The 21,681-nt window shown below is 45.5% G+C and carries 13 protein-coding genes; 2 read left to right on the top strand and 11 right to left on the bottom strand.

The window, feature by feature from the left end; genetic code table 11:
- Together dcm and H6F77_RS01525 are read right to left on the bottom strand one after the other, a co-directional pair.
- The coding region (dcm, locus tag H6F77_RS01530; protein WP_190484669.1) for a DNA (cytosine-5-)-methyltransferase at positions 1-2,746 on the bottom strand (2,746 nt) is incomplete at its 3' end.
- Between the two features lie 207 nt (positions 2,747-2,953).
- A complete protein-coding gene (locus H6F77_RS01525) occupies positions 2,954-6,448 on the bottom strand; it encodes a hypothetical protein (RefSeq protein WP_190484667.1) in 3,495 nt (1,164 codons plus the stop codon).
- On the opposite strand from H6F77_RS01525, the gene H6F77_RS28175 reads away from it, so the two are divergent.
- Positions 6,442-6,567 (top strand): hypothetical protein, encoded by a 126-nt coding sequence (locus H6F77_RS28175; RefSeq protein WP_255515678.1) that lies wholly within the window; start codon positions 6,442-6,444, stop codon positions 6,565-6,567. The genes H6F77_RS01525 and H6F77_RS28175 overlap by 7 nt on opposite strands.
- A 1,014-nt stretch (positions 6,568-7,581) precedes the next feature.
- On the opposite strand, the gene H6F77_RS01520 is transcribed toward H6F77_RS28175, so the two are convergent.
- The 4 genes from H6F77_RS01520 to H6F77_RS01505 all read right to left on the bottom strand — a co-directional run bounded on the left by H6F77_RS01520 (position 7,582) and on the right by H6F77_RS01505 (position 13,453).
- Positions 7,582-9,441, bottom strand: coding sequence for a helix-turn-helix domain-containing protein (locus H6F77_RS01520; protein WP_199321128.1), 1,860 nt, complete (start codon positions 9,439-9,441; stop codon positions 7,582-7,584).
- Between the two features lie 303 nt (positions 9,442-9,744).
- Positions 9,745-10,629, bottom strand: coding sequence for a COG3415 family protein (locus H6F77_RS01515; RefSeq protein WP_190484665.1), 885 nt, complete (start codon positions 10,627-10,629; stop codon positions 9,745-9,747).
- Between the two features lie 40 nt (positions 10,630-10,669).
- A complete protein-coding gene (gene xisF / locus H6F77_RS01510) occupies positions 10,670-12,208 on the bottom strand; it encodes a fdxN element excision recombinase XisF (RefSeq protein WP_190484663.1) in 1,539 nt (512 codons plus the stop codon).
- Between the two features lie 534 nt (positions 12,209-12,742).
- Positions 12,743-13,453 carry a hypothetical protein gene (locus H6F77_RS01505; protein ID WP_206753438.1) on the bottom strand — a complete coding sequence of 237 codons (711 nt, stop codon included), beginning with the start codon at positions 13,451-13,453 and terminating at the stop codon, positions 12,743-12,745.
- A gap of 282 nt (positions 13,454-13,735) precedes the next feature.
- On the opposite strand from H6F77_RS01505, the gene H6F77_RS01500 reads away from it, so the two are divergent.
- Entirely contained in the window at positions 13,736-13,885 is a 150-nt protein-coding gene (locus tag H6F77_RS01500; RefSeq protein ID WP_190484660.1) for a hypothetical protein, read from the top strand.
- Here H6F77_RS01500 and H6F77_RS01495 read toward each other — a convergent pair.
- The 5 genes from H6F77_RS01495 to H6F77_RS01475 are packed head-to-tail and all read right to left on the bottom strand — an operon-like array spanning position 13,878 to position 21,502.
- The gene (locus H6F77_RS01495; RefSeq protein WP_190484658.1) at positions 13,878-14,075 is read right to left on the bottom strand and encodes a hypothetical protein; all 198 of its coding nucleotides are present in this window, start codon (positions 14,073-14,075) and stop codon (positions 13,878-13,880) included. The genes H6F77_RS01500 and H6F77_RS01495 overlap by 8 nt on opposite strands.
- A 48-nt stretch (positions 14,076-14,123) precedes the next feature.
- A complete protein-coding gene (locus H6F77_RS01490) occupies positions 14,124-14,828 on the bottom strand; it encodes a M48 family metallopeptidase (RefSeq protein ID WP_190484656.1) in 705 nt (234 codons plus the stop codon).
- Position 14,829: 1 nt separating this feature from the next.
- Positions 14,830-17,880 (bottom strand): type I restriction endonuclease subunit R, encoded by a 3,051-nt coding sequence (locus H6F77_RS01485; protein WP_190484654.1) that lies wholly within the window; start codon positions 17,878-17,880, stop codon positions 14,830-14,832.
- A complete protein-coding gene (locus tag H6F77_RS01480; protein ID WP_190484652.1) occupies positions 17,877-19,094 on the bottom strand; it encodes a restriction endonuclease subunit S in 1,218 nt (405 codons plus the stop codon). The genes H6F77_RS01485 and H6F77_RS01480 overlap by 4 nt, the downstream gene beginning before the upstream one ends.
- The gene (locus H6F77_RS01475) at positions 19,094-21,502 is read right to left on the bottom strand and encodes a type I restriction-modification system subunit M (protein ID WP_190484650.1); all 2,409 of its coding nucleotides are present in this window, start codon (positions 21,500-21,502) and stop codon (positions 19,094-19,096) included. The genes H6F77_RS01480 and H6F77_RS01475 overlap by 1 nt, the downstream gene beginning before the upstream one ends.
- Positions 21,503-21,681: the final 179 nt, after the last annotated feature.

Genomic DNA, 21,681 nt, shown 5'->3' with positions numbered 1-21,681 from the left:
GCCATACATACTCCAGCCAAATTTTTCCTTGAAACTGATACGCTCCTTTACAGTAAGAGGCAATTAGTTCTGTCCACTCCCGCTTTTCTTTAGCCGAAGCTTGCCAACCGCCTCTAGCTGTGCGAATCATCTCGTTGAGTGTTGGAGGTAGAGGAAAGTCAAAGGTTTCGATTCGACATTCATGAGGAGAGCTAACAGGTATTGAGTGTTCATGTAGGGGAGTAACATCAGGTACTGACGGGTTTAACGAGGGAACGGGGAACGCTTCGCTCCTCACCGTTTCCCGTTCCCCATTCCCTGGCCCCTTCTGGGTTGATTGTTGTTCTTGCTGATATTTCAACTCAATTTGGTTGAGATATTCCCGTTCAGTTGGAGTCAAATTTACGCAATGCTCTAGCGACTGTAAAATGCATCGGTCAAACGGGTCTAGGCCTCCTACTCGGTACAATGCCTTTATGCGTGAGTCAATTTCAAGAAGGGACGGCACTTCTGATAAAGGGAGAGGAGTCAAATCGGCATGGGGAAAGCTGCGTAGTTCCATCTCCATCGTCTGAACATTTCGCTTCCACACCTTACACCCCTTCTCACCCACCGATTCTATACGAGCAGGGCGCTGATGCCAGCCAGAAAGTTCTGGTGCGTAAATCTCTACAAGACCCCCTGGCTCTAGCGTGAGATGATGTGAAAGCAAGTTGGACAAGTCATACTCGTCTTGTGGAGGAAAAAGGAGCGATCGCTCTTTTAATCGTTGCCGATTCTTTAGCAACAACTGGGCTTGCTTGCTCGTGCGAACCTCTCCACTAGCAATTAATTCTAAAATCGGGTCGCTCTGGGCAACAGGTTTTTGAGTCAGCTTGAAAGCCCCGTCTACACTCTGGTGATTTAAAACACTTCGCAATCCTACGGCGCGAGCAAGGTGTCCGCCTTTAAGGGCTTCATCAATCTCCTCAACCACAATAGCTGCTTTAGAGTAAGTTTTCCCCGAACCCAACCCCACTCGTTGTGCCACGCGATCGCGAGACTGCCCAAATTGATCGCAACATCCAGGAAAATTTTCCTGGATGTCTCGACGGGTTCCTTGTCGAAGTTTTGCACTTTCCTGCTCGATTTCATTCCATAAGGCAGCTTCCCTCACCTTCTGCTCAATGGTTTTTTCCCTGGTAGCATTCTCCAGCAGCAGCGCTTCTAGAGAGGCAAGAGCGTCCTTGAACTCCCTAACAACCACGGGGATGCTCAACCAACCTAACCCAAGGGCTGCTTTCCAGCGCCGATGACCGCTAATAATGGTGAAGTCAGGAGTAACTACTAGCGGCTTGAGCCAGTTGGAGTTGCCAATCAATTCCACCAAGTCCGAAACGCTTTCATCCTCGCCATAGAGAGAAGCATTGCGCGGGTGGGGTTTGAGGAGTTTGGGGTCTAATTGATGTTCACCCGGAGTAAGCTTTTGAGTGGGCGATATGTCTGCGATTGCGCCTCGCGCAGTGCCAGAGGCAATCGCGCGAGGCGCAGTGCCAGAGGCGATCGCGCCAGTTAAAGTCGCTGTCTCCATTGCTGTTGCACCCTCTAGTTGTGTCAGACATTGATAAACCACTTCCCCCACCGCCAGCGCCAACAGGGGTGGCACGGCATTCCCAACTTGTCTCATACCTCGCCAAATCGTCCGGTGAAAACGGAACCAATCCGGGAAAGAGGACAGGCGAGCCGCCTCGCGGACTGTGACTACTCTGGCCTGGGTGGGGTGAATCGGACGCGCCGCGGTGTGCCGTCCCTTGTCGCTTCCCGTTCCTGCTCTCAAAGTTCGGGCAACTCCGTCCCACTTAAGGCGGTAAAAACGGCTTTTAGGCTCTTTCGTTCCCGGTGCGGTAGCCTTGAATCGTTCAATAACTGAAGGTGTGTGACGGGTGAGGCAACAGCCCGTGAGTAGGTGAGGATTAGTTGTGGGTGGTGAAGGGAATACCTGTTCGAGCTTAAGTATGTACTCGGAAGGCTGGGCTTCCAGAGTTGGTTGCTTCAAGTCTAGTTGCAATTCATCAGTATCGAAGAGTTGGGGAAACGCCTCTTCTGATAAAAATGTTAAGTCCCTAATCGCCTCCCTTACAGTGACAGCGTGAGATGCTGTTGTTGGCAACAAGGGAGAAAATTGGTGGAGAATTCCTCCAACAAAGACCCGTTTTCGACTTTGAGGGACTCCGTAGTCTAAGGCATTTAGAACCCAAGTCCAGGTGTTGTATCCTGCCTGTTGTAACTGTTGCAGGAAAGGTTCGATTAAACCTGCGTATTTGGGCAGCAGCAAGTCGGGAACGTTTTCCAGAACAAAAGCAGTAGGCTGAAGTTCTTCGACCAGGCGACAGAAATGGGCAATTAGTTGATTGCGGGGGTCATCCACATCCCGTTTGCCAATTCTGGATAAACCCTGACAGGGAGGCCCTCCAAAGACTAGACCAATTTTCCCATCCCACTCTCTACCCTGTTGATTCTGGGCTACCTCAAGAAGACGGCGAATCTCAAGTCCCTTCAGCTCTTGCACATCAGCACATAGGGTGGACGTTTTGGGAAAGTTTTGAGAGTAGGTAGCGAGAGTCTGTTCGTCCGAATCAATCGCTAACGCAACATCTATGCCAGCCGCTTTCATGCCGAGGGAGAACCCCCCTACTCCCGCAAATAGCTCCACAGCAAGGGGGGCATTTGGCGAAGCTTTTTGGTGAGCGGTGATGACCCTTTCTGTTGTCTTGTGTTCAATATACATTACACGAAACTTTTCCAGACCCAGTGAAAAAATATGTACACCAGACAATCAATTTGCTCTTAATGCTGGTGGATATTGGTACTTTGATATATCAGTTAAGGCGTTTTTAAAAAATGGGGAAGAGAAAATATTACCGCCTTACACATTGAAGCTTGAGGGATTGAATAATTAATGATTCAAAGGAATATTTAGTTCCATCGAAAAGCTTCAAGAACTCCCCATCGCCACCGCCCTCAATTCCTGTCGCATTTCCTGTGGCATCACCTCAAGTATTCGGCTCAACAATCGAATTTGAGTTGGAAGGGGAGAAGACTGAAAAATCCTCAAAAAGCCTTTAATCCCATAGGCTTTCACAGTAATTCCAATTTCGGAGAGTGCCTCCGAGTGCGTCTCATTAACAATAAGGGGTAAGTAAGTTTGGGCCAGCCATTTCTCTTCCTTAGACAAACCCGAAAAATTATTAGTCGCGCTATTAAAGCCATCTAATAGTGCTACTAATATTTTTCTGAGGACTTTCCAACCCCCAAACTGAGCCGCAATCTGGCTCAATCTCCCTTGGGTGATGTTGGCTTCAAGCGCCAGTTTATCTTGGGTGATTTTCTCCCCGCTTACGGTTAGCTGTCCAAAAGCCTCCTGAATTTTCCAGCGGGTGATTTGAGCAGCCGTGCCAGCTTCAGGAGCAATCAGAAAAGCTTCTACCTGCTCGACAGGCACACCCAAAAAACTCAAGTCATAGTCACCCACAAAGTAGAAAGTAAGTTGCTCCTCTTGGCGAATAAGCGATCGCAACCTCTCCATCGCTTGTTCTATATCTGCCTCTACATGAGCATCTATAAAGCGCTGTAAGCCTTCACAGGGTAATTCTTCATTCAGCTCGCTATAACAGCCTGTAAGTGTCTGGTAGAGGGCTTGGAGATAACCAATGTTCTGGTAGGGGATGCCAAATACAGCTAGGGCAGAGCGATTTTGGAATTCATTTGAGCCGCGCAGATTGACAAACCATTGCCCGTCCCCTTCATCTGCTTGAGCTTTCCAGTCGCCAAAGGCAATGTTAGGGTGACGCCGTAATAACTCAGTCCTCAGCGCTTGCACCCGTACTTGAAGTCCATTAGACCGCTCTTTGCCCAATTTGCCCATTCCAGCGATCTGAACAATTCTGAGATTGTTGCGAGCGGGATGCCGTTGTTCAATCACCAGGATTTCTTCTGGAGCGATGTCCAAAAGCAGCCCCAACCGTTCCGCTGATATCGTCCCGTCGAGATAGATGTTAAACTTCAATGACTTAATCACATCCGTGTGACGAGTGCTTCTGCTGAAAATGGTTAATCGACCGAATTCGCACCGCAGCGCTCCGGGAAAGCCATTCCAAACCTTAAGGAATGGTATGAACCAGTTAAGGAGAACGTTTTCCAGTCCGGTTGCAGCTTCCCGATAAGCGTTTTTAGCAAAATGCTCTCGCACCAGCCGACGCATCCCACGAGAAATACTTTTATCAAAATCAATGCTGTCGGGTTGATGGATGAAGTCGAAGTCGGGCTGTAAAATTGCCTCTAACTGCTGGATAATCTGTGTCAGGTTTTCTGGCTTTTCAGGTAGCAGCGCCCGGATAGCCGCATCATCAAAGCCATACCGAGAGGAAGGCTTGAGCTGTTGGTTAAACAGAGGTGTAAGTGCAAGCGCCAGCGGTTTGAGCAACGAATGTAACTCCGGTGCTTTGCGTTCCAGTTCCCCCATTACCCGTTCAAAATCCGCAAGGGTAGCCGTGACGCTTTCCATCGGCTGAATCAGCGTTCCGGCTTCATCCCAGAAAGCCCCACTTTTCTCATAAGGGAACTCAATCGGCGTGGGTGCTGAGTCGGGGTGAGCGCGATTGCGAGATGATGAGAGCGCATTTTTGCGTTGGTTCCTAAATCCGTACCCCGCTCCAGATGAACCCTTGCAAAGATTGTTCAGCTTGCAACCAGTACATATAGGTGACTCTTGCGAACTCTCAGCCCCTTTGATATTGTTGTCTCGCATCAGTGCAAACAACGGTGCTCTATGGCAGTTCCCTTGGGTGTCGGGTTCCTCACCTGGCTTGGGCCATACCACAACGTTGTTTCCTAGCGGTGTTTTACGGCTAGGGTCAATCTTCATGCCAGCATTTCGCACGGGCAAATCCGTGTAGTTCTGCTCAATGACACCAGTGGTGGGATTCCGGTGGTCTAGGGCAAAATACCACAGCTTTTCCACTGCAAAGGCATCAGGTAAGGCAATCCCTGCGCCGTGCGATTTACCCAGCCCCGGTGCTGACTTATCTAAGATATGCTTCCAACCTTTCGTTACGGCTTCTTGCCAGAGGAGCAGGCGCTGCCCATCTTTGAAAATTATCTTGGGATAATCCATGTCCTGATACTCTTGAAGCGTCGGTAGCTGACCGGGAACATAGCTGACAGTGCCTGTTTTTGGTTCGGGAGTCTTGGATTGAACTGGCTGATTTCTATTAACCGAAGTAGGTTTTTGTAAGGGTTGCAATCCCTTGCGCGGGACTTTGCCAAAGCCAACAACGCTGCGCTTGATGAATACCTTCGCGGTTTGGAAAAGATTGAGGATTTCCTGGTAAATTCGATTAGGGTTATAGGCGATCTGCTCGAACTGAGACCAGGTAATTTCTTCAATCTCCTCTCCTCTGCCTGCTGCCAGCAGTTCGTCGGCATCTAAATCTGCATTTTTATAGACTTGATTCCACCATGCCACGCGGAGCGTGTAGCCCCAGCGAGTAACCAGCTGTTTAAGCCGCCGATATTGTCGCATGACATGGCTGTTACTGATGGCACCAGCATCGGGATAGAGGGTGAGCTGCCGTGTCCCCAGTTCGGCTGATAAGGCATCGAGGTAAGCTTTTAGTGTTTCTTGACTGACAGCGAAGTTTCCCCCAGCCGCCCCGATGATAATTTGCGATCGCAACTGAGCGGTGATGAACGGTTTGGGTCCGACGCCTTCAATAAGTCCAATTGTCTGGATTTGGGGTTTTCCCTCAAGGGGACGGCAACAGGTAAGCGGTAACTCGCCATTGGTTAAATGGGCTCTCGGTCCCTGAGGTCGCTTTTTACTTGCACTCGTGGCCCAGCGGTACTTGCCGCCGTCTTCAGTTTTGTCTAAGCGCAATTGCCATCCAATTAAGAGCCCTTGAGGGTTCCAAATCGGGCACAGATAACCGGAGTGGGAGTTAGTTAGTCCACGACCCGTAATATTAACACCAGCTAGCCTGTGGCTAACTTCCTCATCGAGCTTCTGCCAGGGTTCGACAGAACGAAATAGTCCAGCTTCGATTTGAGAGTCGGTTAAGCCACGTCGGTGCAAGTCGGCTCTATGGGCAGCCTTTAATCCCAGTTGAGATAGAACCTTTCTGATTTGGATATCTCGCTGTGAACAAGGAAGTAGCTGCGACAGCCTATCTTGTTCTTGTTGGAGCCGTCGTTGCTTTAAAGCTTCTCTTTCGCGTTTTTTGAGTTCTAATTCTTCTAGTGAGCGATCGCAACCATCATCAACAGCCCACATGAAGAAGCCGTGTTTATCTTCTCTGACAAACTTGTAGCCAGCGACTTCCCCAAGGTCATGGCGGCAGTGGATGAGATGATTCTGGGTATTCTCTCGACAATCGCGACGAGCGCCGGAGCAAATCGGACAATTTCTTTTAAGAGGGCGGAATGTAGATGGCATCCAGAGGCTCCTATGAGGAGCCGGGTACAACAACACACGAAGCATCCTTGCGATCTAAAACCACGGCAAGTGGCGATCGCGTGAGTAAACCCAACACACTGCGCTCGTGCGGCGATTGAACGCACAGAAAACGAGCACCAGCTGTCTACTAACTGGCAGGTAATTTAAGGCAGAGACATACGCTTGACATTCGGGTATGCCTTCACCGAAAGCTCACCGCCAGTCAGCTAGGGGGACGTTCGCGAGACGAGAAACCCGGCTGTTGGCATTTTTATGACGAGAGCGAACATCACTGACGATCGCTCGGCGTTCCTATTTTTGTCTTTGCTTTCGGTTCCTGCGCTTTCACCGAAAACTAAGCTTCTAATTTAATACCACAGGCATTTTTGGGGTAGACAAAAACGCATCCACTTAACTTAATTAACTTAATTAGTTTTGTCTACCCCCCTAAAACCCTTGTAAATCATGGATTTGAAAAAAAGTTTGTCAGGGGATTCTAGAGGTTTTGTCAGGGGATTCTAGAGGTTTTGTCAGGGGATTCTAGAGCTTCTGTCTACCCATCCAAAGCTTTACATAGTCTAGTTTTCAGGCTATTTTTAGGCTAAAAAAAGGGGTAGACAAATTTTTTAGCTGCCCGTTTTCGTTTTACCTGCAAAACGCCACAATCGAAGAACTGAGCGGTTTCTAGAGCTTGCGGCTAGGGGTAACAAATGTCAGGGGATTCTAGAGCAAGGAGCTACCCTAATGCTTGGGAATTTGAGTTCTCAAACACTACGTACCGTTTACGTTCGGCGGTCAACTCTGTATATAGTGAGGCTTAGCAGAAATCCCGTTGGATACTTGGCTGGAAAGATTAGTAGGGCTTACGCACGTCAACACGCTGTAAGGGCATGGCATTGCCATGCCCCTACGACAGAATCAGACATTCACTAATTAACTGTGTAAGTCCTGATTAGCTAATGCCTGGGGTAACTCTGGAAGAGTAGACGCTTTGTCGGCAGATTCTAGGCGGACTGGCTACCTAATGCCTGGGTAGCTCTGAAAGAGTAGACGCTTTGTCGGAGGATTCTAGATTGATTAGCTAGCTAGTACTTGGGGTAGCTCTGGCGGGATAGACAATTTGTCGGAGGAATCTAGATTGATTGGCTACCCAGTACCTGGTGTAGCTCTGAATCTAACCATTTCCAAATTAACTGTAGATGCATTGGCTGAATCTTGCGATCGCCCCGTATCCACTTACCCGGAAGTGATTTGTGTACTTCAAGCTGTTCTGCCAGGTAAGCGAAACTCCAACCTTTGAGTTTCAGCGCCTTTTCTAAAACCCAACCCGGAATTTGTCTTCGATTTGTATCCTTACTGGACTTTTTGGAGTTTCGCTGCTTTACCCGCTTCGCTGGTAGTGCCTTACCATTATTAATGCCTTCTAGCTTGGCCTGAATCTTTGATGTAGGTTTTATAATCACGTAAGCTTCCAGCCAGAGTTCCAGCCAATTCCGCGGTCGCCTTTTGCCCTCTATGTGTTTAGATTCTTCCAACTTCCAAGAGGGCTCAATTGATTCGAGATAGGTATCCGGGTCGAACTCAATCTGCCAGCCTAGTTCGTGTAGAGTAAGCAGGGCATTATCCCATTTTTCAATCAGTTCATTGCGTTTATGACGATTGTTCTGTATCGTCTGTAAATGTGATTCTTTTGAAAGGTATCCCAGCCGATTTAGCAAGGTTTTGATCTTATACTTGCCACTGGTGTTAATTCGGCTCATTATTGTCAAAAATACCGCCAGTGCAGCAGCCAATGGTTGTCTGTAGGGATTAATTAAGAGGGTACTTTTAGCGAGGAAGCCATATTCATATAGACAAAAAAATTTTTCTGAATCTTGAAAGGGTTTGACCCAATCGTTTGGCCCTGCCGTAATAATTAACTCGGTAGGTTCTTCTGGCTCGTAGGAAACCTTATTAGGTTGGCTAGAATCCATAGTCCAGCTGAGCTGACCGAGATATTGAAGCTTAAGCAGCCACATGGGTTGGATTTCCGCTGTATACGTCATCAGCTTCAGGTCTAAGTTGTTGATAGCTATACTCAGGCTGGCTACTTGTTGAGCTAATTCTCCCAATTTTTTTAGCTTTTGGCCAAGGCTTAAATCGCTTCTCTTATTCCAATTAAAGAGTCCCATGCTAATAACGTCTGTAGCCTTAAAGCTAAACGTTCCTTCCCAAGGCTTTTCCATATCAGTAGCGTAGGAAGCAAAAAGTAAGAACATATAAGTGGTTTCAATACCCAATTGATTGATAATTTCCCAAGCCGCATTTCCCGCTACTAGCTCTAATCTATTCGTTTCTGGATGGTGTTGAATAATATTGTGTTCGATAAAACCTTTACCAAAAATGCGTCGGAAGCCGGGAATTCCATCAACGTCCTCCCAAAGTTCCGCCCCAAAACAAGCTTGTACTCCAGTTAAATAGGGTAGGGATGTCATGACTGGAGTATCGTCGTAAGTTTGAAATAGAGGAGCCTGTGTCGCTGGAATGGATTCTTGTGGCTCCATTCCTAGCATGCTTTGTAGGGTTTCTAAAGAACGGCTATACAGATTCTCTTTCTGTAAGAATTCTTCCGCTGTTTCAAAGGCACAAAAACTGATGATATAGAATTCTTTATCCTCTTTTTTTGAATAAAGTCCGAGCATCCTGTTAATTAAACGAGTTGCCGAGTCGGGTTCTATTCCTTCTTGGCTCCAGGCATCAAGATGGGATAGTATCCAAGTGGCTTTTTGCTCCCAAAATTCTTGATCCTGAAAAATATTTTCTAATAGATTTTTGAGATGGATAACAGCCTTAGTGAGGTTAAAAGATTTGTTTGCTAACTCTGGCTTAAGTCGCGTTAGATGGCGATGGATATTGGTGGCGATATACTGAGCTGTTTGGGTTTTAAAATCTTTCTCTTCGCGTAGCTGTTTTGCGTACTTCTGGATGCGTGAAGCGTATTCATCGGGAGTCATAACTGTGTGTATTGTGGGAGGAAAGTTCAGCTAACAGATACGTCAAAAGCGCCATCTTGGTATTTAACCATCGAATACTTTGAACTCAACTGAGTAGTGAAAGTAGTGGTTTTCCTCTAAAAAATTATTTCCATCAGAAAGTGAAGTAGAAATATCTATTGCCCTAGCAGATAGGGAAAATAATTTTTCGGAAAAATTGCTGACAACACTGACTAATGGCTCTATGCCGGTAAATTCAGGCCCCTATATATTGGCAGGGGTAAATAGAGCCATACTAACGGCTACATCTTCTCCATGAGGAACTCAACCCGGTTTGCTAGCTTCATCCAGGGTATTGGGTTTATCGATAGGAGAAACTACATTGGTTGTCTGTTCCCACTCCTTTTTCCACCTGCGAACTGTATCAGCACTCACGCAAAGTAATTCTTCAATTTGAGATGAGCTTTTGCCCTCCTGAAGAAGTTTTTGGCAAGATTGTTTGACTTCTAGTGAATGTACTGGAGGCCGACCGCCTCTATATTTCCTAGGTCTATATAAATTAGCTTTCTTTGCCATTGACTGAACGGATGTAGCATAGATCCCTGTCAGTACCTCGATTTCCTTAACATCTCGACCCTCTTTGTACAATGCAAGAGCTTGCTCCTTTTGCTCATCGGAATAGAATTTCCGTGGCCTGGACACACCTGCTGCCTTTGCCCATTTATAGATAAAATTAACAGGTACTCCAGTCAACGACTCAATTTGGCTAGCACTCATGCCCTCAACATATAGATTCACGTAGTGCTGTCTCTCTACCTGGGAGTAGTCAGATCCTTCTTTTAACTGTCCTGCCTGACGAATCCACTGCCTAAGAGTTTTGCAATTAGTTACACCAGTCAGCTCTTGAATCTTTTCAAAGGAATATTTCTGTCGATATAGCTCTAAGCACTGTTTCCTTACTTCATCTGGATAGGGAGGGTTAATCTCTGGTGGCAGCATCACCGGAAAAACTTCAGCGGGATCTGAATGCAGGTTTTCTTGAATGCGTTGTACCAGTTCCCTAAAGTATGGGCAGTTCTGGCAATTAGACCTCTCTCCAGGAGCCGGACAATTACAGGGTAAACACCAATCCTTAAGAACTTCCGTTTCAGCCGCCGTAAATCGCTCTACTGCTTGCTCAAAAATATTAATTGTTAGTTTTGATTTCATTGAAATCCTCTCTGATTTTACGGGAAATGAGATCCTGAACTCAAATCGTTAAATCAACCGAAACAACTTCTCCATCTAAAATTGCTATTTTCCTAACGAGCTTGTCATAGATGATGTCTCGTTCCTCCAGAGTCAACGTGTACCAGAAGGTTTTTTTTCTCGCCTCAGGACGACGGATAAGCTGCATAGCTGTGGCTTGAACAAAATTGTCATTGTTTGCTTGATTACTTTGTGACTCAATCTCCTTTTGAAGATCGTATTGAGTCTTTTTTAGAATGTGCGTAGGATTCATTTCTAAGATTTTTTCTAGCTCCTGAAGCTGTTGTTTAAGGATTGACAGCTCTGAAGTTTCCAACGCCTCTTCCTGAAGACCATCTGGGGCTAATGCAATTTCATTAGCTCGATTAAATAACTGGTTGATGATAGCCTCGTCAATTTTCTCAATTCTGATACATTTGCGATTGCTACAGCCAATTGTCGAGTTCCTACAGCCGTAGTACTGATAATCAGCATTACGCTTGAGGACACACTTGTGACCACATCGTTCGCAAATAACAAGTCCTGTAAGATAGAAAGTCTTTCCAGGGGTTCCAATCTGTCTAGCATTCGACTTGAGAATTTCCTGAATTTCCTGAAATTCTTCATCACTAATTAATCGCTGATCCGGGTGTGTGTCATAGTGCATCTCCCAGTCTTTTGGGTCTTTCTTGGAGCCTCTTTTTTTATACTTCTTGTAAGCCGTGTGACCTCGCAGCACAGGATTCTCTAGCCACTCTTTTAAGTTTCCTCCCGCCGACCAGAACAGCAATTCTTTACTAAGAACTAGGTTGGTTCCCTTAGTTCGCTTTTTATCACCTTCTTGACCATTTCCTGTCTCCCCTGTACCTTTTTTTCGTTCAACACCATATTTGAGGTAAAGGTACCTCAGGACTTTTCGGGTTCTCCTGGTTTGAAGAAAAACATCTACTGCCTCCCTAGCTATTTGAGATTTGCTAATACTAAGAAGGAGGGGCGAGGTATCAGGTTCATCGTACAGCTCTAGAAAATTTTGTGGTCTATCTTCCAGTATGCAAATAATAGGTTCAGTGTCAAGCACGTATTTATCATTTTTTATGCCATAACCCCAAGGCGCTCTTGTCCAAGCCACCTTATTAAATCTACGGTATTCACATCCACGCTGGACTCTTTCCTTGAGCATACGCCGCTCGTGGACGGCAAACATAGCCTGCATATCCGCACTCAGCTCTCCAAAAGCTGTGCTGAGGTCAACTTCTCCTTGGTCCAGTAGTGTCAATTTTACATTAGAGGCTTTCAGTATCGCTTTGAACTGCAAATACACTAATTCGTTTCTAGTTAATCTGTCCCATCGAGTGCTAACAATCTCATCCACCTTTCCCTGACTAACTAAATCTAAGAGATGATTAAAACCCTCTCTATCTGGATCGGCTCCTGATTCAATATCTTGTATAACCATATCTACTCCATACTCCTGAATTCGGTGATCTTGTTGCTTTAAAGCATTTTGGTTGATAGCTTGTTCGTTGCTTGATACTCGTTCATACCCAACAATTTGTCCCATAAATCATCCTCCTGAAGATAGAGATATAATAGCTGATTTTTGTGCATGTGTAATTCAGCTGACACATGCACAAATTAAGCCTCGAAAAATTAATAAGGACTAGGTTTTTTAGAAAAAATTTATAGCGTATCTCTATGGAAAAATTGTGGAAAATCTCAACTGAGACAAACGGAAAAATTCCAATTTTTCTGAACATGATGCTTGACTAATTTGAGAAAGTTAGAGGCAGTAAGTTTTCCTAGTGATGAGAATTTAAGCCAAAAAACTTTGGCTCAATAGGCGTTTTAGGGAGAGCGAGCCAAGAAGGAGGCTAGAAGACTCTGGCTACAAGTGTTTTGGACATTCTGAGACCTTCCTCTCTCAACGCTATAGCGGCAATGGTTTCATCGCTTTCCTTCCGGAAAACTCCCTGGAATCCATATAGAGCCAAAACTTTTTGGCTAATCACTGGCTTACTTCTACCTAGATTGCCACGGATAGCCTTCAATTCGGCGATTTCGCATTAAAGCTTCTAAGCCTTACACAGTAAAGGTTTCAAAAAATATTTTTGGAAGGGAGTCTCAGGAGCGTCATTTTCCCTTTCCCCCGTCCCATTTGGCAGACAATTCTGTCGCCGTCAACGTAGCATTCGTGACAATCCGGACTATCTATCGCTTGAATCCATCCACTTAAAGCACTTAAAAAAGGCTTCCAGTAATCATTATTGAATTGATCTTGCTTCTCCAGTGACAGTGCTACTTCCATCAATCTATAAAAATGAAGTGATGTAGATGGAGTAGCCGGGTTTTTCTGATTTTTGAGAGTTTTGATAATTTGGTACAAGTCTTGAACGAAGGGCTTTTTCCCACTTGCTTCGTTCGCCTGAATTTCTTGATTGTCTAGATTTCTGGTTTCCTGCATCAGTTGAAGATACCAGTCGGATGCATTGTGGTAGTCTTTACTGTCGGGGTGTGAAGAGTTGTAACCTGCGATGCACAGTTCAAGCGCCCTGAAAAATAGCTCTCCTCTGGGTTTAAGTAACATGGCGTACTTGCGGTTGACAGGAATTTTGAGTTTGTGATTCCACTTCTTTTTCACAACCCAATAAAGAGTAATCCGCCAGTCGCCCGCAGCCAAATCCATGTGTTGTTGTATGGCTGGTTGTAAGAGCGGTGAGATAGGCAAAGGCTCATCGAGCCAATGCATTGTCAAATCCCAAGGATGAGGAATTCCATCTGTCGGTAGTCGCGGCATTATTTTCAGCACTATTTAACTCTTACTCCGATTGAGTTTAGGTTTCTGGAGTTGACACCTTACCTAATTTTCCCTGGTTTAAGTCCTTTTTAGCCTTAAACGCCACTACTCTTCCTGTAAAAAAGTTTCGATACTAATACTTATTGGAACTTAGGCAAAGTATCCTAGAGATAATAGCCAAGACATGAGGATTTAGCCCATGTCTGCAAAAAAAACTTAAGCCAAAAATTGTAATCAACTTATCGGGAGCGGCTATTTTTCACCTTTACGAACCCGGAAAGGTAAAGCAGGTTTATGTTGTGGTGGAATGCTAATGAGCGATCGCTGGAACTGGTGGAGTTCGAGCTTTATGTTGCGATCGCATTAATCAAAGAAGGTGAGCTTGTGATTCCTGTGTGGCTAGATCGGATTCATCAGCGGGTAGCGAAGAGGTTAGCTAAGTAGAGCGATCGCTCGAACTGATGGAGTTCGAGCTGGAGATAGCGATCGCATCTTTACAAGCAGGTGAGCCTGTAATTCCCGTGTGGTTGATAAAATTTATCAGCAGGTAGCCGAGAGCTTGGTAGGATAGAGCGATCGCAGCATTGTTGCATTCAATCAGCCTTATCGTTGCTTGATCTGGAAATAAATTCATTGGCGGTTGCTGGGAAGACAAAAAGAAGTCGCTGGTGTCAGCTTAATCTCAATAGCTTTCAAGTGGAGCGCGGTTCAACTCATCTTTATAGAAACGCCAATTAGGAAGGAATCGGTTCATTAAGGTTGTGAATTGCTCGTTGTGATGCCGTTCTAAAAGATGCGTCATTTCATGAACGACAACGTATTCCAGACAGTGAGGATCTTTCTTAGCTAGTTCAAGGTTCAGCCAGATGCGTTTCGCTTCAATGTTGCAGGTGCCCCATTTCGTTTTCATCAGCTTAATTCCCCAATCGTTTACCCGAACGCCTAGAACTCCTGCCCACTTTTCGATTAATAGTGGAATTTCTTGTTTTAATTGTTGCCGATACCAATTCATCATGACTTTTTGGCGTTGGGCTTCGTCGCTTCCTTCCCTGACGTAGAGGTCGATATAGGTATTGTTTCTGACTTTTACTTTAGGGCTACCTTTGTGGTAAATAACATTCAGTAAATAGCGTTTTCCTTGGAAATAATGGCTTTCACCAGATACATATTCTCTTTTTGATTGGCGTTCTTGTGCCTCAAAATTGGCTTGGTGCTTTTTAATCCAAGAGATTTTTGAGATAGCAAATAGCCGCACTGCCTCATCATCTACTCTGAGAGGGGCGGCAATACGCACTCGTCCATCGGGTGGATAAACCCCTAAATGGATGTTTTTAATATCTTTTCTATCAACATCAATGACTAAATCACTAACCCTTATCTGATGCATCCTAATAGTCGCTTTGATTCTTCACGATGTCAAAAATGATATCTACTTTTTCAGATGAGTCAAGGTATTTTTTTATTGCATTTTTTACTTCACGCTCCTTAATTTTATTGCCGCGCCAAGCATCTTTTTTGGTTTGGCGAATTTCATTGTCGATCGCCAGTGCCAGTGCCTCATTTTGGTCTAGGTTATCGTACAACGCTCGTTTGGCAGAGGAATCCAGGGATGGGGGGTACTGGGTTGAGGTTGCAGGCTGGGTAACTTGTCGGCTCAAAGTCACAATTTTGTTCAGGTAGTCCTCATATTCCTGAGCGGCTGTTTTTCGCTCTTGAATCAGTTCATCCAGGAGTGCGGACATTTTGCCGAAATATTTAGGGTTGGTGGGGCGCTGGTCAATGATAACTTTGCGTAAGTTGTTCTCAATGGTTTCGGCAACAGCTTCTTTGTTTTGTCTAATACTCTTGGGTAGGGTGTCCACTGCATCCTTACCGCGTTCCACAATCAACTGAATCAGCGTCATGTCATCAAAACTGGAAAGCACTTTGCTCTCTTCTGCGCCGATGTAAGTATCGATCAGGTGGCGCATAGCCGGTTCGTAGGCTTTCAAATCAATGGCATCTCCGCTGGCAAGTTTTACTTCGGCGCGAATTTGTTCGTAATATTTGACCTCCTGCTTGATGGTTTCAATTCCGGTGGAAGGATAGCCAGCTTCTGGCATATCGTTTGCAAGGTTAGCGTAAGCTCGAACCAGAGAAGCGGTAAGCTTGTAGAGGGTAACTCGCTTTTGTTCGTGTTCTTTTACTAGGTCTAGGTCTTCCGTATTGGGGCCACAGAAATAGCGGATGTAGGCAAGGCTATCTTTCGGCGGTTCTACAGGTTCGCACAGGGCTTTGATACTCTCCCTGGCAGTTTCTAGACGCTCTACTCCTTTTTCCAGGCGATCGCTCAGTAACCCATTTACATCGCCTGGGTCGTAGCCATCAAAGGCTTCAACCGTATAGTGGTGAACGGATTTTTCTAGGCTCTTGAACAGGTCCTTGTAATCGATGATGTAGCCATATTCTTTATCGTCGCCATCCAGTCGATTAACGCGGCAAATCGCCTGAAACAAACCATGATCTCGCATGGTTTTATCTATGTAGAGATAGGTGGTGGGGGGCGCATCGAAACCAGTCAGCAGCTTGTCCACCACAATCAGTAGCTTCATCTGGGCGGGTTCATCAACAAATTTCTTTTTGACTTCTTCCTCAAAGGCTTCGGGGGTTTTACCATTCAGCATTTTTTGGTAAATCTCATACTGTCGCAGCTTTTCGGTGTATTCGTCTTCGCCAGTGCTTTCGCCTTTGATGCTTTGGAGGGAGCCATCGTAAGACGTGACGATCGCACATCGTTTGAATCCTTGATTCTGGAACAACTCGTAATACTTACAGGCTTCGTAGATGCTGCCTGCCACCAGCAGGGCATTGCCCCGACCGCTTTGTAGACGGTCTTTGGTTTCAAAGTCTAGTAGGATATCGCCGACAATCTTCTCTAGCCTGGATGCTGAACTTAAGACCTTTTGTAGGGTACCCCAGCGTTGTTTCAGTTGGGTTTTGGCGCGATCAGTTAAGCCTTTGGTCTTAGCTTCAAACCACTGGTCGATTTTGGTCTGGGAGGTGATGAACTGATCGACGTTGCGGGCTTCGTAGCGTAGATCGAGGACGACTTTATCGGCTACAGCCTCGTTGAATTTGTAGGTGTGAATGTAATCGCCAAAGACCTCAATACTATTGTGCTTGTCCTTCTTGAGTAGAGGGGTACCCGTGAAGCCGACGAACAGGGTATTGGGCAGAATTTCTTTCATGGCATCGTGCAGTTTGCCTGATTGGGTACGGTGGCACTCATCCACAAACACATAGAGGTTGCCTTTGGCAGTGAAGTCTTTTGGGAGGCTGCGCTTGAGGTCTTCGATGTAGCTGTTGTAGTCCGCGTCGCTAACCTCATCTTTGTCTTTCTTGCCAAATTTGTGGATCAGGGAGCAGAGTAGCCAGGGGGTAGTGCGATCGAGTTTGTCGAGCAGGTCGTTGCCGTTTTTGGTGCGGTAGATGTCTTCATTGACGCCTTTGAAAACATTCTCAATCTGTTTGTCAAGTTCGTCCCGGTCGGTCACGATTAGGACGCGGGCATCGGTGAGATTTTCCCGCATCCATTTGGTCAGCCACACCATTGTCAGGCTCTTACCACTGCCTTGGGTGTGCCAGATGATGCCGCCTCTACGTTGTTGCAGAGAGGTTTGAGCTGCTTTTACGCCGAAATACTGGTTATGGCGGCAGACTTTTTTGATGCCGCGATCAAAGACAATGAAGTCGTGGATCAGTTCGAGGAATCGCTCTCTTTGACAGAGTGGCAGCAGGTGTCGGTCTAAACGGTTCTCAACGGAACTGTCTTCTTTCCAAGCTAGATAATTCTTTTCCGGGGTTTCAATCGTGCCATAGCGGAGTCCTTCGGTGTCATTGCCTGCCATGACGAATTGCATAGTGGCAAAGAAGGATCTGATAAATCTTGAGGTTTGGTTATCGAGGTTTTGGCGGATGCCTTCGGAAACGGAGACGGTGCTGCGTTTGAGTTCTAATACACCCAAGGCGATACCGTTGACATACAGCACCACATCCGGGCGTTTAGTATTTTCGCCTTTGACTGTGACCTCTTCGGCAATCGCAAAGTCGTTTTCTAAGGGGTTTTCCCAATTAATTAGCCAAACGGTTTGGGTGTTTTCGCCCACTTCTTCCCGGACTTTGACCCCATAGCGTAACAGGCTGTAGACGGCTTTGTTGATGTCGTAAAGGCTTTTACTCTGGTCGTCTGCGACTTTTTTGAGTTCATACAAAGCTTTGTTAATCAGGCTGTCGCTGTAGTGTTGTTTGCGGCGCAAAAAGTTGGTGAGGAGGTCGGTTTCGATATGGCTATTATTGGGTCGGTCTTGCCAGTTGCCCAAATAGCCATAGCCCAATTGCTGCTGAAACAGTTGCACAACACGATTTTGGGTTAAGCGTTCCCGTTGCCCGACTTGACTCATACCAGTCGAGTTCTCCCGGTGAGGAGTTCCTGCATCATTCCCTGTTTGATGGCTTTGTATTTATTGCGCTTTTGCTCTAAGGCTTCGATTTCTGCGTCCATGTCACTGAGAACTTGTGCGATCGCTTTTTGTTCTTCTAGTGTAGGAGGAAGCGGAATAGGCAACTGAGCATACTCATTTCCATTAATACCTGGTTGTCCACTTCTCATAGACATTGCACCTACCCAGTTCCAATAAGCTTTAGTCTGTAAAAAACCTTTGAGGTACTGAGCATCTAACTTTTCAGGGTTTACCTTGACTCTAATCAAGAAGCCAGCAAAAACTAATTCTCCATCTTTGGAATTAGACAAATAACTTTTTCCCGTACTTGCCCCAGTTCTTGCTAGTACCAAATCATTAGCTTCCAAAACGTAATTAGCAGATAGAGGATGATTTACAGATACTTTTTTTTCAGGTAAAAATCTTCCATCCTCTGAAATGTCCGTAATTCTGATATAAACAGGTAAGTTATCAGAATATGGAACAGCCGGAGCATTAATGCCATATTCTGGGTTTTTAATTAAGCAACTCCCTAACTTTTGAACCCCCCACTCGCCACTAAAACTGGGTAGGCGTTTTTTACCTGTGAGGAGTTGCTGTGTTGCGCCTTGCTTGATGTTGCGCTTTTTGGTGATGAGGCGATCGAGTTCTGCGATCGCGGCATCGACATCACTGAGAGCTTGCGCGATCGCTTCTTGTTCTTTCGTCGTTGGAGGAATAGCGCACAAAATTTGGAGCAAGGAATTTTTTGTTAACTTATATCTTCCAGCTCCTTGGCGTGTTAAGTGTGGCGTGATGTCTCTATGATAGAAATAATAATAGAACCACTGAGTTAGGTTTTTAGTTCCTTTAACTATATGAGCGTGATTATTAACATTGAATTTTCCTTTTACCAATAATGTCATTGGTGATTCACGCCATTTAAGAAAGTGGTCTCCATCTTCTCCAATTAAGGCATACTCACCCTCGACCCTATATTCATTGATATATCCTTGTACCTTTGTAGGGCCGTAATACGGATAATCCCCAGCCTGCTTTTTCCTAACTTCTTCGCTAATTGGATAGCGCAAGTTGTTGAAAATTTCAAAAGCTTGACTAACTGATTGAATTTCCCAATCAACAGGAATTACTCCTACTTGAGTTTTTTTATATCCTTCTGGTATTTCTATCTCCATCACCACACCATCCCCATCTTCTTCAAATGAGCCTCTACCCGACTCGTCAACTCGTCCACCCGACTTGTCAACTCTGGCAAAGGTGTCTCATAACGTTCTGCCAACTCCTTAATCCGTTGCGTCAACCGTTGCGAAATCCGCTCCATCTCTGAATTTATTGCTTGTTGCAGCGTCACCATCCACTTATCATCTACTACCAGTGTTTTAATCTCATCCTGGGTTAAATCACCGTATTTCGTTAACACATATTTATCTAAAAATTGAGCCAATACTTTAATTTCTTTAGTAACTTCTGCCTCTTGCTCAATCAGTTTTAAATAAGCCTTTAACACCTTTAACTCATCGGCAAATGTTGCATTATTTTTGATTATCTTAATGCGCTCGTTCACATTTGCTTTCGTAATTTTGCCATTATCATTGGTGGCTTCCTCCAGCAAACCCTCCTCGCCACCGTGTTCTTCTTCCAGTTCCTCCTCCTGGCGAACAATTTCATCTCTTTTCGCTTCCAGTTTTTCAATCTCCGCCTGTTCAGCTTTAAAATAGCGGTTAATCATCAATTCCTTGGGAATTAGTTCGCAGATCAAATCTGTAACTGCACCTTTTTTATTTATCACCTCTTTCAGTTCTGCTTTCCACCCATCCTCAACCAGAATATAGACATCATCCTTCATACTCTCCACCCAATAAGTCATTAGGTGCTGATAGACATCGTATTTATCTATCAGCCTTTTCCCAGTAAAAGCTTGCAACAAATCTTCTGAAAGACTGTAAATAATATCTTTAGGATGATTTCCCGGTTGGATGGCTTTCAGCAAAGGTGTATTTTTTGCTTGCCATGCTGCAAAAACCGCCTGAATTTCTTGCCCATAGCTAATAAATTCGGGATAGTCAAAAATGCAGGCTTTGACCTCCTCTATGGAGATTTTTAGTTTTAAATATCCAGGTCGATTTGCAACTTCAAATAGCTTCTGCTTTAACGTCGGATACACCTGCCAATACTCACTCAACGCCTCAATATCTCCCTTCGGGATTCCCCCCAACAGATGCGCCTCAATATCCTGAATATCTTCCTCTTCCTGGCTGTCGATGTAGCGAGGAATATTCAGGTTGTAACCGTTTTTGGGATCTGCAAGTTCTTCAAATGGCACGAAGCGGGAATACTTCGGAATCTCTAGCTGCCGATTAAACACATCAACAATTTTGTGAATATCCTGATCCCGCAATCGGTTCTTATTGCCATCTTTGACAAAGCCCTTGCTGGCATCAATCATAAAAATGCCTTGGCGCTCCTCAGCATTTTCCTTATCCAGCACGATGATGCAAGCAGGAATCCCCGTTCCAAAAAACAGGTTAGGCGGCAAGCCAATAATGCCCTTAATCACACCCTTGCAAATCAGGTTCTTGCGGATCTCGGCTTCGGCATTGCCCCGAAATAGAACTCCGTGAGGCAGAATAATCGCGCCTTTACCCTTACTTTTGAGTGATCTGAGCAGATGCAACAAAAAGGCATAGTCGCCATTTTTCGCCGGAGGGATGCCATCCTCAAAGCGCTTAAATTCGTCTTCAACCGGATTAAACCCATTGCTCCAAGCTTTTGAAGAAAAAGGCGGATTAGCAACAGCAAAATCAAATTGTTTCAGGCTCCCATCTGCTTCTCTAAACAGTGGGTTTGCCAAGGTGTTCCCTTGCTGAATGACTCGCGTAGGATGCCCGTGCAGAATCATGTTCATGTGTGCTAAAGCGTGGGTAGCGTTATCCATCTCTTGACCATAGATGCTTAACCCCCGTTCTGCTTCATCCGCCGCCTTCAGCAACAACGAACCGCTGCCACAAGTCGGGTCATAGATAGATTGCTCCTGGCTTTCGGCAGTATTGACCCCAATTACCTTAGAAATAATCCGAGACACTTCCGCTGGAGTGTAGAACTGCCCTTTGCTTTTCCCCGACTGGGTAGCAAAGTTCCGCATCAGGTACTCGTAGGCATCCCCTAACAGATCGTCCCCATCGGCCCGATTTTTACTAAAATTCAGGTTCGGGTCATTAAAGATGGCTACGAGGTTGGAAAGGCGATCCTGCATCTCCTTACCTTTGCCCAACTTGTCAGCATCATTAAAATCCGCAACATCAATAATGCCCTTCAGGTCATTGGCTTCCGCAAGTTTGGCAATAATTTTATTGATTTTGTCCCCAATTTCTTTGTCGCCTTTGAGCGTCACAATATCCTGAAAGCTTCCCCCATCCGGGACTTCAATCAGGGCATCCTTTACCCCTGCGTAGCGGTCAGAAACATATTTAATGAACAATAACGCCAGTACATAGTCTTTGTATTGCGAGGCATCCATACCACCCCGCAACTCATCACAGCTTTTCCATATTGAACTGTAGAGTTCGCTTTTTTTTAATGCCATTTTGTGCTGCCTACAATAGCGCGTGCTAGGTTCTCTCTGCTAGACAGCCCTAGAACGCAGTCAATGATTCTAGCTCGAACCACAAGCAGCCAGCAAAGAGCCAGTAATATTTCACAACATCCAAATCTACAAACATCTCAGCTTACTGAGGCGGGTGTGGGCGGCCAAAGCTAGAGACT

The organism is Microcoleus sp. FACHB-831 (assembly GCF_014695585.1).
GTDB lineage: Bacteria > Cyanobacteriota > Cyanobacteriia > Cyanobacteriales > FACHB-T130 > FACHB-831.
The sequence above is the reverse complement of the archived record's forward strand: the minus strand, read 5'-3'. Positions and strand labels throughout refer to the sequence as shown.

Bases quoted from the DNA above. Each gene is read 5' to 3' on its own strand.
- xisF (WP_190484663.1), bottom strand. From the start codon at position 12,208: ATGGGACAAATTGTTGGGTATGAACGAGTATCAAGCAACGAACAAGCT.
- H6F77_RS01525 (WP_190484667.1), bottom strand. From the start codon at position 6,448: ATGCCATCTACATTCCGCCCTCTTAAAAGAAATTGTCCGATTTGCTCC.
- H6F77_RS01520 (WP_199321128.1), bottom strand. From the start codon at position 9,441: ATGACTCCCGATGAATACGCTTCACGCATCCAGAAGTACGCAAAACAG.
- H6F77_RS01480 (WP_190484652.1), bottom strand. From the start codon at position 19,094: ATGGAGATAGAAATACCAGAAGGATATAAAAAAACTCAAGTAGGAGTA.
- H6F77_RS01490 (WP_190484656.1), bottom strand. From the start codon at position 14,828: ATGCATCAGATAAGGGTTAGTGATTTAGTCATTGATGTTGATAGAAAA.
- H6F77_RS28175 (WP_255515678.1), top strand. From the start codon at position 6,442: ATGGCATCCAGAGGCTCCTATGAGGAGCCGGGTACAACAACACACGAA.
- H6F77_RS01475 (WP_190484650.1), bottom strand. From the start codon at position 21,502: ATGGCATTAAAAAAAAGCGAACTCTACAGTTCAATATGGAAAAGCTGT.
- H6F77_RS01485 (WP_190484654.1), bottom strand. From the start codon at position 17,880: ATGAGTCAAGTCGGGCAACGGGAACGCTTAACCCAAAATCGTGTTGTG.
- H6F77_RS01515 (WP_190484665.1), bottom strand. From the start codon at position 10,629: ATGAAATCAAAACTAACAATTAATATTTTTGAGCAAGCAGTAGAGCGA.
- H6F77_RS01500 (WP_190484660.1), top strand. From the start codon at position 13,736: ATGTTGTGGTGGAATGCTAATGAGCGATCGCTGGAACTGGTGGAGTTC.
- H6F77_RS01495 (WP_190484658.1), bottom strand. From the start codon at position 14,075: ATGAATTTATTTCCAGATCAAGCAACGATAAGGCTGATTGAATGCAAC.